Annotated in this window: 10 protein-coding genes; 7 read left to right on the top strand and 3 right to left on the bottom strand. The window is 73.9% G+C overall.

Features of this window, described 5'->3' with window-relative positions; translation table 11 throughout:
* The first annotated feature begins 37 nt into the window (after positions 1–37).
* Positions 38–949 (top strand): DnaJ C-terminal domain-containing protein, encoded by a 912-nt coding sequence (locus ASG30_RS12575; RefSeq protein WP_055896846.1) that lies wholly within the window; start codon positions 38–40, stop codon positions 947–949.
* Complete coding sequence (locus tag ASG30_RS22160) at positions 939–1,286, top strand: chaperone modulator CbpM (protein WP_082522075.1); 348 nt, start codon at positions 939–941, stop codon at positions 1,284–1,286. The genes ASG30_RS12575 and ASG30_RS22160 overlap by 11 nt, the downstream gene beginning before the upstream one ends.
* Here ASG30_RS22160 and ASG30_RS12570 read toward each other — a convergent pair.
* Positions 1,186–3,288 (bottom strand): sensor histidine kinase, encoded by a 2,103-nt coding sequence (locus ASG30_RS12570; RefSeq protein ID WP_055896843.1) that lies wholly within the window; start codon positions 3,286–3,288, stop codon positions 1,186–1,188. The genes ASG30_RS22160 and ASG30_RS12570 overlap by 101 nt on opposite strands.
* 181 nt (positions 3,289–3,469) lie before the next feature.
* Here ASG30_RS12570 and ASG30_RS12565 point away from each other — a divergent pair, with 181 nt between their 5' ends.
* The 3 genes from ASG30_RS12565 (at position 3,470) to ASG30_RS12550 (ending at position 6,691) form a co-directional block, all read left to right on the top strand.
* Entirely contained in the window at positions 3,470–4,693 is a 1,224-nt protein-coding gene (locus tag ASG30_RS12565; RefSeq protein WP_055896828.1) for a polymer-forming cytoskeletal protein, read from the top strand.
* Positions 4,694–4,798: 105 nt separating this feature from the next.
* Positions 4,799–5,248, top strand: coding sequence for a hemerythrin domain-containing protein (locus ASG30_RS22155; protein ID WP_082522072.1), 450 nt, complete (start codon positions 4,799–4,801; stop codon positions 5,246–5,248).
* Positions 5,249–5,278: 30 nt separating this feature from the next.
* A complete protein-coding gene (locus ASG30_RS12550) occupies positions 5,279–6,691 on the top strand; it encodes a trypsin-like peptidase domain-containing protein (RefSeq protein ID WP_082522071.1) in 1,413 nt (470 codons plus the stop codon).
* 35 nt (positions 6,692–6,726) lie between these two features.
* On the opposite strand, the gene ASG30_RS12545 is transcribed toward ASG30_RS12550, so the two are convergent.
* Complete coding sequence (locus tag ASG30_RS12545; RefSeq protein ID WP_055896822.1) at positions 6,727–8,874, bottom strand: copper-transporting P-type ATPase; 2,148 nt, start codon at positions 8,872–8,874, stop codon at positions 6,727–6,729.
* Positions 8,875–8,892: 18 nt separating this feature from the next.
* Complete coding sequence (locus tag ASG30_RS12540; protein ID WP_082522104.1) at positions 8,893–9,369, bottom strand: hypothetical protein; 477 nt, start codon at positions 9,367–9,369, stop codon at positions 8,893–8,895.
* Positions 9,370–9,535: 166 nt separating this feature from the next.
* Here ASG30_RS12540 and ppsA point away from each other — a divergent pair, with 166 nt between their 5' ends.
* Positions 9,536–12,007 (top strand): phosphoenolpyruvate synthase, encoded by a 2,472-nt coding sequence (ppsA, locus tag ASG30_RS12535; protein WP_055896816.1) that lies wholly within the window; start codon positions 9,536–9,538, stop codon positions 12,005–12,007.
* A complete protein-coding gene (locus ASG30_RS12530) occupies positions 12,007–12,381 on the top strand; it encodes a CBS domain-containing protein (RefSeq protein WP_055896813.1) in 375 nt (124 codons plus the stop codon). Before ppsA ends, ASG30_RS12530 begins: the two co-directional genes overlap by 1 nt.
* Positions 12,382–12,458: the final 77 nt, after the last annotated feature.

The raw sequence follows: 12,458 nt of genomic DNA, 5'->3' as shown, positions 1-12,458 counted from the left end.
GGGCACGCGTCCCGGGCCGCACTCCCCGCCGCAGGCCATGAAGTACACGGACTACTACGCTGCGCTGGGCGTTCCGCGCGACGCGGATGCCGAGGCCATCCGCAAGGCCTACCGAAAGCTGGCCCGGCAGCACCATCCCGACGTGGCCAAGGAGGCCGGGGCGGAGGAGCGCTTCAAGGACGTGGCGCAGGCCTACGCGACCCTGAAGGACCCGGAAAAGCGCGCCGCCTACGACCAGCTCGGACGCCTGCGCAACGGCGAGGAGTTCAGTCCGCGCACGGGCCAGCCGTTCGCTGCCGGCGAGGAGGCCTTCGAACATGCGGACCTTGCCGACTTCCTTGCCGCCCTGAAGGCAGGACATCGCCGGGGCGGCGAGCGGCGGCCCGCGCGCGGCCGCGACTACGAAGCCGCGGTGCGGCTGACGCTGGACGAGGCCCACCGCGGAACCACGGTGAGCCTGGACGTCGCGCACGAGGACGGCACCCGCACGCTGGCGGTCACGATCCCCGCCGGCACCACCGACGGCCAGGTCCTGCGGATGCGGGGCCGGGGCGCGCCCGGCACGAAAGGGGGGCCGGCGGGCGACATCTACCTGCACGTCTCGCTCCTGCCGCATCCGGTCTTGCGCACCGACGGGCACGACCTCTTCTTCGACCTGGCACTGGCGCCCTGGGAGGCGGCGCTCGGCGCGGACATCGAGGTGCCCACCCTGGACGGCCCGGTGCTCCTGTCCGTGCCGACGGGATCGGGTTCGGGGCGCAAGCTGCGGATGCGGGGGCGGGGGCTGGCCACCGGCCACGGCGGCCGGGGCGACCTCTACGCGCTGGTGCGGATCGAAGTGCCCGCCCGGCCCACGCCCCGCGAACGGGAGCTGTTCGAGGCGCTGTCCCAGGCGTCGTCCTTCAATCCGCGGGCCGTCGCCGCGGGGGAGCCCGCCCATGCAAGCTGAATCTGCCGAACCGGTCACGATCGACGAACGCCGCGCGCTGACGCAGGCCGACCTGTGCAGCCTGTGCCGGCTGTCGAGAGAGGAAGTCGAGGAACTGGTGGAGGACGGGGTGCTCACGCCGGTGGTCGTCGCCACGGGAGGACCGCTTTTCAACGCCGCGGCCGCGCTCGCGCTGCGGCAGGCCGCCTCGATGCGTGCGCGGTTCGACCTCGACCTCTTCACGCTGGGGCTGCTGTTCACCCAGCTGGAGCGGATCGCCGGACTGGAGCGGCAGGTCCGCTCCCTGGAGGTCCACCTCCAGCATCCGGCCCGCGCCGATCGGCCCTCGGGATGGTGAAGAAGAAGCAGGCGCCGTCCCCGGGCCTGCTTTCGACCCAGATCCGGCCGCCGTGGGCCGTGACCACGCCCCTGGCGATCGGCAGCCCGAGGCCGGCGCCCTGGCGTTCCGCCCGGCGCGCCTGCCAGAAGCGGTCGAAGAGATGCGGCAGGTGGTCCGGCGGGATGCCCGGGCCGGTGTCGCGGACCCAGAACAGCACGTCGCTTTCGCGCGCCTGGGCACCGACGGTGACCCGGCCCGCGCCGCCCGTGAACTTCAGGGCGTTGCCGACCAGGTTCTCGAAGACCTGGCACAGGCGGTCGCGGTCGGCCCACAGCTGGGGGAGTTCGCCGGGCGCTTCCAGCCGCAGGTCGGCGCAGACCGCCTCGGCGAGCTGCCGCTGGGATTCGACGCAGTCCGACAGGAAGGCGCCGGCCTCCAGGGGCGCCTGCTCGACGGCCAGGGAACCCGCCTCGATGCGGCTGACGTCCAGCAGGTCCTCGATGAGGCGCGTCATGCGCGCCGCCGCCCGCTGGATGACCTGGCCCGAGTCCGCCTCGGTGCCGGCGCGCGGCTGCGCGCGCCGCCGCAGCAGCGTCGCCTGCATCGCGATGGTGCTCAGCGGATTGCGCAGGTCGTGCGCGACGAAGGCCAGGACCTCGTCCCGCACCCGGGTGGCCTCCCGCGCCGCGGCGTACAGGCGCGCGTTCTGGATGGACACGGCCGTGCGCCACGACAGCTCCTGGGCCAGCCGCACGTCGCGGGCGTCGTACGCGCGCGAGCCTTGCGAGGCGATCAGGGCGATCGCTCCGACCACGCGTTCGCCGGCGACGAGCGGCACGGCCACCATCGATGCGACCTCCAGCGCCCGCAGGAGGCGAAGGTGTTCCGGGCTCTGGGCCATCGCGACGAGCGCCTCGTCCGATGGACGCTGCAGCAGGACGGGCTGGCGCGTGCGGATGGCCTCGGACAACAGGGACGGACCGCTCCGGTCGAGCTGCACGCGCAGGATGGGTTCGGCCAGCCACTCCCGGGCGGGATCGCGGCTTGCGACCCGCTTGCGCTCCACCTGGCCGCCATCCCCGACGCTGTCGAGGATGCAGAAGTCCGCGATCCTGCGCGTGGCCAGCCGGATGACGCGGTCGAAGATCTCGTCCTCGTCCAGGGTGGACGCCAGGACCGGTCCGAGCTCGGCCAGGAAATGCTGCTCCTCGTCGTTGCGCCTGTGCTCGGTGACGTCCTCGACCTGCGCGATGAAGTGCAGCGGGCGGCCGTCCGGCGCGCGCAGTACCGAGCCACTGAGCTTGATGTGCACGATGGCGCCGCCCTTGCGGATGTAGCGCTTTTCCAGCGCGTAGCGCGGGATCTCGCCGCAGGCGAGCCGGGCGGCGAGCGCGAGGTCGGCGTCCAGGTCCTCGGGGTGCGTGACGGCCTGGAAGGTCATGCCCACCAGTTCCTCTGCCGGGTAGCCGAGGATGTCGCACAGGGCGCGGTTGACCCGCAGGAACCGGCCGTCGGTGCCGACCAGCGCCATGCCGATCGGCGCCTCGTCCAGCGTGAGGCGGAACCGCTCCTCGCTCTCCCGCAGCGCCCGCTCGGTGCGCTTGACCGCCGAGATCTCCGTGACCAGCACGAAGAACCCGCGCACGACGCCGTCCACCACGTCCGGGATGTAGTTGGCGAGGCTGTGCCTTGCCGGACCGCCGGCGGGGTCGGGGATCTCGCGCTCGAACTCCTGCGGCTCGCCCCGCAGGGCGCCCTCGATGTACGGCCGGTTCAGCACGTAGAGCGGGCCCAGCAGTTCACGGATGTGCCTGCCGATCAGGTCCTGCGGCCTGATGCCGAACCAGCGCTCGTACGCCAGGTTCGCGAACCGGCAGCGCTGGTCGGCGTCCCAGTAGGCCACCATGGCCGACAGCCGGTCGACCGCCATCCGCGGCAGGTCGTCGGCCGCGGGCAGGTCGGGGCCGAGCCGATGCCCGCCGGGCAGTTCCAGGACCTTGCGTCTGGTCAGTTCGTCCATGGGAACCTTCGCGGGTCGCGGCGCCGCCGCGGGAGCCGCATGATGGCCGCCCGTGGCGGACGGCATTTGATCTGCCTCAACGTCCCGCGCGAAGAATGCACGCGCGGTGACTTGATTCGGATCATCCGGGCGCCGCGGGCGGCGACCTAGAGTGGGCTGGCCGCCACTCAAGGAGCACGCCATGAAAGCATCCGACTTCTCCATTCCCGGACTGTGCCCGTGCCTGGTCCGGACAGGCCTGGCCGCACTGTGCCTGGCGGGCTCCGCGCTGGCCGGACAGGGCCAGGCCCCCGCGCCCGGCCCCGCCCCGAGGAACGTCTACGCGGCCGGGGGCGAGGTTCGCCCGGCACAGCCCGTGCGGGGAGACCTCGTGGCCGCGGGTGGCCGCATCGTCCTGGAACAGCCCGTCGGCGGCGACGCGGCGCTCGCCGGCGGCTCCGTGGACGTGCGCGCACCGGTGGGCGACGACCTGCGCGTCGCCGGCGGCTCGATCGGCATCGAGAACAAGGTGGGCGGCGACCTCTTTGCCGCCGGGGCCGACGTGGCCCTGCGGCCGGGCGCCGTCGTCACTGGCGCCGCCGAACTCAACGCGGCCAGCATCGTCGTGCAGGGGCGCATCGACGGCGGGCTTCGGGGGCGGGCGCAGAAGATCGTGGTCGACGGCGAAGTGGCCGGTCCGACCCACCTGGTCGCCGAGCGCATCGAACTCGGCGCCAATGCGAGGCTGACGGGTCCGCTGACCTACGTGTCCCCGGCCGAGATCGTCCGCGCGGAGGGCGCGGTCGTGCAGGGGCCGGTCACCCGCGAGGCCGCGCCCGGCGGTGGGCCGACCCGGGCGGCAGGGCAGGGCTCGGGCAGCGGCGGCTTCGGCGCCCCGGGCGCGGTCGCCCTGTATGTCGCCCTGTTCGCGATCACCTCGGGGTTCGTGCTGCTCATGCCCCGGTTCACGCAGGTCGCCGCGGCGCGCTTGCGCGCAGCACCATGGACGGCGCTCGGCACCGGGTCGGTGGCCCTGGTGGCGCTGCCCATCCTCACGCTGCTGCTGTTCATCACCCTCCTGGGCATTCCGCTGGGGCTCGCCTTGATGGCCCTGGCGCCGGTGCTGCTGCTGGCCGGATTCGCGGTCGGCGTGCTGGGCCTCGCGGGCCTGCCTGCGCTGGCTTCGCGCGGGCCGGCCCGGGCGGACCGCGCGGGTCCCCGGCTGGGTCGCCTGGCCCTGACGCTGCTGCTGGTGCTGCTGGTCGGGCTGGTGCCGGTGGCCGGCGCGCTGTTCATTTCCCTGCTGGGACTGGCCGGGCTGGGCGCGGCCCTGAGGCAGGTGCGCGCTGGCCGCGCGGCGGTGGCCGCGCCCGCCGCGCCGGCCCCGGAGTTGCCGCTGCCGGGCCGCGACGTGTTCCCGGCGTAGGCGGGATGGGCGCAGGCGAAGGCGAAGGCTTGATGCACGTCAAAGCCCCTGAGCGGGCGGGCGCCGAAGCTGCGTCTGGGCGGTCCTGCCCCGAGGAGATTCATCATGACCGAAACGTTCGAGATTCCCGCAGCGCTGCGCGCCGAGCACGAGGAGCTGCATGCCCGCCTGCTGGCGGCCACGCGCGAGCCCGGTGAAGTCGGCGAGGCGGCGCGCGAAGTCGCGCGCCTGCTCCATCCCCACTTCGTGCGCGAGGAGGAGTTCGCCTTGCCCCCGCTGGCCCTCCTGGGGCCGCTCGCGCGCGGCGAGACCCAGGGCATGTCGGACGTGCTGCCCATGACCCGGCGGCTCAAGGCCGAACTCCCGTCGATGCTCGCCGAACACCGGCAGATCGTCGGTGCCCTGGAGAAGCTGCGCAGCGCCGCGCGCAAGGCCGGACGCGAGGAGCACGAGCGGTTCGCCGACGCGCTCGTCCTGCACGCGCAGACCGAAGAGTCGGTCCTCTATCCCGCCGCGCTGGCGGTCGGCGAGCTGGTCGGGCTGCGCGGGCGCTGACATGCCTGGCGCGCTGGTCGGAGTACGGCCGTGAGCGCGGCCGCGAGGATCCTGCTGCTCTGCGGATGCCTGGCGGGCCCGGCCGGGGGCGCGGCGACGCCGGACTGGGCCCGGCCCGCCGCAGCCTGCCCGCCCGCCGTGGCGGCCGCGCCGGGGGCTTTCGAATCGGTCTTCCGCACGGCCGCGCCGGCCGTGGTGCGCGTCCTCTCGGTGCGCTACCGCCGGCCGGATGACCCGGAACCCCAGTACCAGCCCTTCCTGCCGCTGGCCGGGAGCACCGCGCAGGGCACGCTCGTCGCGGAGCGTTCCGCCGCGTCGGGCTTCATCGTCTCGGCCGACGGCCTGGTGCTGGGCAGCGCGCACGCCGTGCTCGGGGCGTCGGAGACCTGGGTCGAACTGCGCGACGGCCACCAGTGGCGGGCCCGCATCGTCGGCCTGGACCCGCAGCTCGACCTGGCCGTGCTGAAGATCGAAGCGCGGGGACTGCCGGTGCTGGCGGTGGCGATCGACGACCCGCGTCCCGGCCAGTGGGTGGCCGCGATCGGCGCGCCCTTCGGGTTCGAGCAGAGCATCTCGGCCGGCATGGTCAGTGCGTTCCCCCGCGAGCTGCCCGGCGTCGCGGGCGTGGGCCTGGTCCAGACCGACGTCGCCATCAATCCCGGCAGCTCCGGCGGGCCGCTGCTCGACGCCTGCGGCCAGGTCGTCGGCATGAGCGCGATGATCTTCTCGTCCCAGGGCCTCTACGTGGGCGTCACCTTCGCCGTGCCGGCGCGGCGGCTGCTCCAGGCCGCGGCCGCCATGCTCGACCCGCAGCCCCACGGCAGTGCCGGCCTGCGGACGCAGACGCTCACGCCTGCGCTCGCGCGCGCCTTCGGCGCCCCGCGCGACGAGGGCGCCGTGGTGGTGCGGGTCGAGCCCGGCGGCTCGGCGGCCTCGGCCGGGCTGCGCGAGGGCGACGTCGTCCTCGCGGTCGATGGCTCGCTCGCGCCCAGCGCGGATTCGCTGGATGAGCGCCTCGCCGCGTTGCCGGCCGGCCGCCGTGTCGCGGTCCAGCTCTGGCGCGACGGTGCGCTGAGGGGCATGGAACTGAGCCTGCAGGCGGCCTCGCCCCCGCCCCCGCCGGCCCCCGGGAGTGCCGGGCTGCCGCGGCTCGGCCTGCTCTTCGGCAAGGCGCCCGGCGGGCCGTCGCCCACCGGCCTGCACGTGGTGGCCGCCGAAGGGGCGGGCATGCTGGCGGGCATCGAGGAGGGCGACTGCATCGCCGCGGTGAACGGCCGCCGGGTGTCCACGCCGGAGGAATTCGACCAGGCCGTTGCGGCGGCGCGCGCGGCGGGTGCGCGCACCGTGGCCTTGCTGGTCGATCGCGAGGGCGTGCGGGCCTACCTGCCCGTGCGCGCGGGCGACGGCCCTGCCGATCCGGGGCGGCGCGCGACGCCGCCGTGACCGCATCGCCGGCCCGACCCGCGCGCGTGGCCTGGCTACCCGACGCGCGCGCTGCGCAGCCGCAAGGCGTTGGCAATGACGCTCACCGAGGACAGCGCCATCGCGGCGGCGGCCACCACCGGCGAGAGCAGGAGTCCGAACAGGGGGTACAGCACGCCCGCGGCGAGCGGTATCCCCGCCACGTTGTACGCGAAGGACAGGAAGAGGTTCTCCCGGATGTTGCGCATGGTCGCCCGCGAGAGCCTGCGCGCGCGGACGATCCCCAGCAGGTCGCCCTTGAGCAGGGTGACGCCGGCGCTCTCCATCGCCACGTCGGTGCCGGTGCCCATGGCGATGCCCACGTCGGCCGCGGCCAGGGCGGGCGCATCGTTCACGCCATCCCCCGCCATCGCCACCACCCGTCCCTCGCCCTTCAGGCGCTGGACGATGGCGGCCTTGTCCTGCGGGAACACCTCGGCCACCACCTCGTCGATGCCCAGTTCGCGGCCCACCGCTTCGGCGGTGGTGCGGCCGTCGCCCGTCAGCATGACGATGCGCACGCCGGCGTCGCGCAGGGCCTGGAGCGCCGCGGGCGTGGTCGCCTTGACGGGGTCGGCGACCGCGACGAAGCCGGCCGGGGTGCCGTCGAAAGCCACGTGGATGACGGTGGCCGAGCGGGCCCGCTGGGCCTGCGCGGCCGCGTCCAGGGCGCCGGCCACGATGCCGTGCTCGGCCAGGAACCTGGCGCTGCCGCTGACGACGAGGACGCCGTCGACCGTGCCGACCACCCCCTTCCCGACGGGGGAGTCGAAGTCCGCGGCCGGCGACAGCGCGAGCCCGCGCTCCTGCGCGGCCGCCACCACGGCCGCGGCGAGCGGGTGCTCGCTGGACCGCTCGACGCTGGCCAGCTTGCGCAGCACTTCGTCGCGCTCGAACCCCGCTGCGGCCTCGACGTGGACCAGCCGCGGGCGTCCCTCCGTCAGGGTGCCGGTCTTGTCGACGACCAGGGTGTCGACCTTCTCCATGTGCTCCAGCGCCTCGGCATCGCGGATCAGCACGCCGTGCTGCGCGCCCTTGCCCACGCCCACCATGATGGACATGGGGGTGGCCAGCCCCAGCGCGCAGGGGCACGCGATGATCAGCACCGCGACCGACGCCACCAGCGCGTACGAGAACGCCGGGTCCGGACCCCACGCCAGCCACGCGGCGAAGGTGATCAGCGCGACGCCGACCACGGCCGGCACGAACCAGCCGGCCACCTGGTCGGCCATGCGCTGGATGGGGGCGCGGCTGCGCTGCGCGGCCGCCACCATGTGGACGATCTGCGAGAGCAGGGTGTCGGCGCCGACCTTCTCCGCCCGGATCACGAAGCCCCCGGTCTGGTTCATCGTGCCGGCCGTGACCTTGGCGCCGGCTGCCTTGGCCACGGGCATGGGCTCGCCGGTGATCATGGATTCGTCGACGTTGCCCCTGCCTTCCACCAGCTCGCCGTCGACCGGCACCTTCTCGCCGGGACGCACCCGCAGCAGGTCGCCGACGGCGATGGTGTCGATCCCGACGACCGAGTCCGCGCCGCCGGGCGCCACCTTCACCGCGGTCCTGGGCGCGAGGTCCAGCAGCGCCCGGATCGCTCCGGAGGTCTTCTCGCGCGCGCGCAGCTCCAGCACCTGCCCGAGCAGCACGAGCACCGTGATCACCGCCGCGGCCTCGAAGTAGACCGCCACCGCGCCCGAGGCGCCGCGCAAGGCCGCCGGAAACGCCTGCGGCACCAGGGTCGCGACGATGCTGTAGAGCCAGGCTGCGCCCGTGCCCAGCGCGATGAGGCTGAACATGTTGAGGTTGCGCGTGCGCAGCGATGCGGCCGCACGCACGAAGAAGGGCCAGCCGGCCCACAGCACCACGGGCGTGCCGAACAGCAGCTGCACCCAGTTCGACGCCTGCGGCCCGATGAGGTGGCCCAGGCCCGTCAGGTGCGCGCCCATCTCCAGCACCACCACCGGCAGCGAAAGCGCGAGCCCGATCCGGAACCGGTGCGTCATCTCGCGCAGCTCCGGGCTGCCGGTGTCCCCGGTCGCAACGGCAGGCTCCAGCGCCATGCCGCAGATCGGGCAGTGGCCCGGACCGCCCTGCCGGACCTGCGGGTGCATGGGGCAGGTGTACGGGCCGGCCACGGCCTCTCCAGGCGCCTGGCGAGGAGGGTCCATGCCGGTTTTCCCCCCGCCCTACTTGCGCGGCATGGCGGCCTCGCGGTCCACCATCATCTGCATCATCTGTTCCATCATGGCCATGCGGTGCTCCATCCGCTGGTGCATGCCCATCCCGGGCCCCGCGCCCATGCCCATGCCCGCCCTCGCAGGCGCGTCCCCGGGGCCGCCGCGCGGCGGGCCCATCATGGCCATGCCCGACTGCATCAGCTTCATGTGCTCGTCCATGAGCGCGGCGCGTTCGGCCGGCGTCCTCGCGGCCTGCATGCGCTGGTGCATGTCCTGCATCGCCTTGAGCTGCCGCTCGAAGGCCTCGGGCGCGGGGCCGGGCCGCCCGGTTCCCGGGGCGGGCGCCTGCGCCGTCGCCGCGCTCCCTGGCGGGTGGTGGTCCGGATGATCCGCCCCAGCCGCGGGCCCGGCGCCGGGGCCCTGGGCCACGGCACAGCCCGAGATCAGCAGGGCCGCCAGGGCGGGGGTGAAGCTACGCGTGCGCATGTGGGTCTCCTCGATGTTCCCGGCCAGCATGGGCCAGCCCGGGACGGCGCGGCTTGACGAATGTCAACGGTGATCGATCGCCTTGCCGGAAGACGGCACCTTGACATCGGTCAAGGGCGCCCGGCGGCCGGTCGATCACAGTGGGCGGTAGCTCCAGGAGACCGACATGGACCTCGCCGTGCAGACCCTTCCCACGCAGCCTGCCGCCCGCGGCCAGCGATGGCTGCGCTGGTTCGAGCAGGTCGGGCTGGCCGACGTGCCGCTGGTCGGCGGCAAGAACGCCTCGCTGGGCGAGATGGTGCAGACGCTCGGGCCGCTGGGCATCCGCGTGCCCAACGGTTTCGCCGTCACTGCCGAGGCGTACCGGCACGTGCTGGACCAGGCCGGCGCCTGGCCCGGCCTGCGGCGTGCGCTCGACGGGCTGGACGTGCGCGACGTCGGCGACCTCGCGATCCGGGCGCGGGCCGCCCGGGACATCGTGGCCCGGGCGCCGCTGCCGCCGGAGCTGGTCGCCGAGATCGTCGACGGCTGGCGGGAACTGAAGCGCCAGTACGGTCCGGACGTGACCGTCGCCGTGCGCAGCTCCGCCACCGCCGAGGACCTGCCGGACGCCAGCTTCGCCGGCCAGCACGAGACCTTCCTCAACGTGGCCGGCGAGGCGCAGCTGCTGGACAGCGTGCGGCAATGCTTCGCCAGCCTGTTCAAGGACCGCGCGATCGCCTACCGCGCCGACCGCGGCATCGACCACTTCAAGGTGTGGCAGTCGGTGGGCGTGATGAAGATGGTGCGCGCCGACCGGGCCTGCAGCGGCGTCACCTTCACGCTGGACACCGAGACCGGCCTGCGCGACGTGGTCTTCGTCACGGGCGCCTGGGGCCTGGGCGAGAACGTCGTGCAGGGAACCGTCGACCCGGACGAGTTCTACGTTTTCAAGCCGGCGCTGCGCAGCGGCCACCGCACCGTGCTCAGGCGCAAGCTCGGCGGCAAGGAGGTGCGGATGGTGTACGCGAGCACCGCCGGCCGCGACAGCACGCGCAACGTGCCGACGGCCCCCGAGGAACGCGAGCGCTACTGCCTGGACGACGCCGAGGTGGTCGAGCTGGCCGAGGCGGCCATGCGGATCGAGGAGCACTACGGCGCGCGCGCCGGCGCGCCGACGCCGATGGACGTGGAGTGGGCCAAGGACGGCGTCGACGGCAGGCTCTACATCGTGCAGGCGCGGCCCGAGACGGTGGCCGCCAGGCGCGCACCCGGCCGGATCGAGTCGTTCCGGCTGCAGGGCAGCGGACCCGTGCTGGCCGAGGGCCGGGCGGTCGGCAACCGGATCGCGTCCGGGATCGCGCGGGTGGTCGCGCACGCGGACGAACTGGCGGCTTTCCGGCCCGGCGAGGTGCTGGTGGCCGACACCACCATGCCCGACTGGGGCACGGTGATGAAGTCCGCCGCCGCGGTCGTCACCAACCGGGGCGGACGCACCTGCCACGCGGCGATCGTCGCGCGCGAGCTGGGGATCCCGGCGGTCGTCGGCTGCTCGACCGCGACGTCGGCGATCCGCACCGGCGACATGGTCACGGTGGCCTGCGAGGGCGCCAGCGCCGGGCGGGTCTACGGGGGCGAGGTGCCCTTCACGCGCGAGGAGATCGATGTCGCCGCCATGCCCCGGCCGCAGACGCGGCTGATGCTCAACATCGGCAACCCGGACATCGCGTTCCAGGCCGCCGCCCTGCCGAGCGACGGGGTGGGACTGGCGCGAATGGAATTCATCGTGGCCGAGCACGTGCGTGCCCACCCGATGGCGCTGGCCCATCCCGAGCGGGTGGACGACCCGCAGGTGCGCGCCGCCCTGGCGAGGCTGACCGCGGGCCATGCGAGCGGGGCCGACTACTTCGTGCGCCAGCTCTCCGAAGGCATCGCCACCATCGCGGCCGCGTTCTTCCCGCGGCCGGTGATCGTGCGCATGTCCGACTTCAAGACCAATGAGTACGCCCGGCTGCCGGGCGGCCGCTGGTTCGAGCCGCACGAGGAGAACCCGATGATCGGGTTCCGCGGCGCCTCGCGCTACGCGCACCCCGCCTACGCCGACGGCTTCGCCCTGGAATGCGCGGCGCTGCGGCGCGTGCGCGGCGAGATGGGACTGCCGAACGTGAGGCTGATGATCCCGTTCTGCCGCCGGGTGGAGGAGGGCGAGCGGGTGCTGGCGGCGATGGCGGCGCACGGGCTGCGGCGGGGGGAGGACGGGCTGCAGGTCTACGTGATGTGCGAGATCCCGAACAACGTGATCCAGGTGGATGCGTTCGCGCGCCTCTTCGACGGCTTCTCGATCGGCTCGAACGACCTGACGCAGCTGGTCCTGGGCGTGGACCGCGACTCGGAGATCGTCGCGTTCGACTTCGACGAGCGCGATCCCGGCGTGCAGCAGATGCTTCGCATGGCGGTCGAGGGGGCCCGGCGCAACGGGCGCCATGTCGGCCTGTGCGGCCAGGCGCCCTCGGACGATCCGGAGTTCGCCCGCGCGCTCGTCGCGATGGGCATCGATTCGATCAGCGTCACGCCCGACACGCTGCTGGCGGTGGCGCGGGTGGTGCTCGAGGCGGAGGCCCGGCTGGGCCGGTCGCCGCGCAACCAGGAGGTGCAATGATGGACAAGACCGTCGGTGAACTGGCGAAACGGGGCTTCTGGTCGGTGGCGCCCGACGACCCCGTGGACGCGATCGCGGAGGAAATGGTGGCGCGGCGGCTCACCTGGGCGCCCGTGCTGGACGGCGGATCGCTGGTCGGGGTGGTCAGCGCCTGGGACCTGCTGCACCTGCGCGCCCGCGGGCAGTCGGGCGACACGCCGGCCTGGCGGGCGTGCACCTACAAGCCGCTGACGGTCGCCCCCGACACCCCCGCTGCCGAGGCGGCCCGGGTGATGCGCGAGTCCCACGTCCACCACCTGCTGGTGATGTCGGCGGAAGGAAAGATCGTCGGCATCGTCTCCCCGCTGGACCTGCTGGCCGAGCGGCCGTCGTGAAGCCGCCTGCGCGTGCGCTTGACCCGCGTCAAGTCGGTCGATGCACGGCGGCGTATCGTCAACCGCGCCTGCCTGCA

Origin of the sequence: Ramlibacter sp. Leaf400, from assembly GCF_001424545.1 — a bacterium.
GTDB lineage: Bacteria > Pseudomonadota > Gammaproteobacteria > Burkholderiales > Burkholderiaceae_C > Ramlibacter.
This window is presented reverse-complemented; position numbering and strand designations above follow the sequence as displayed.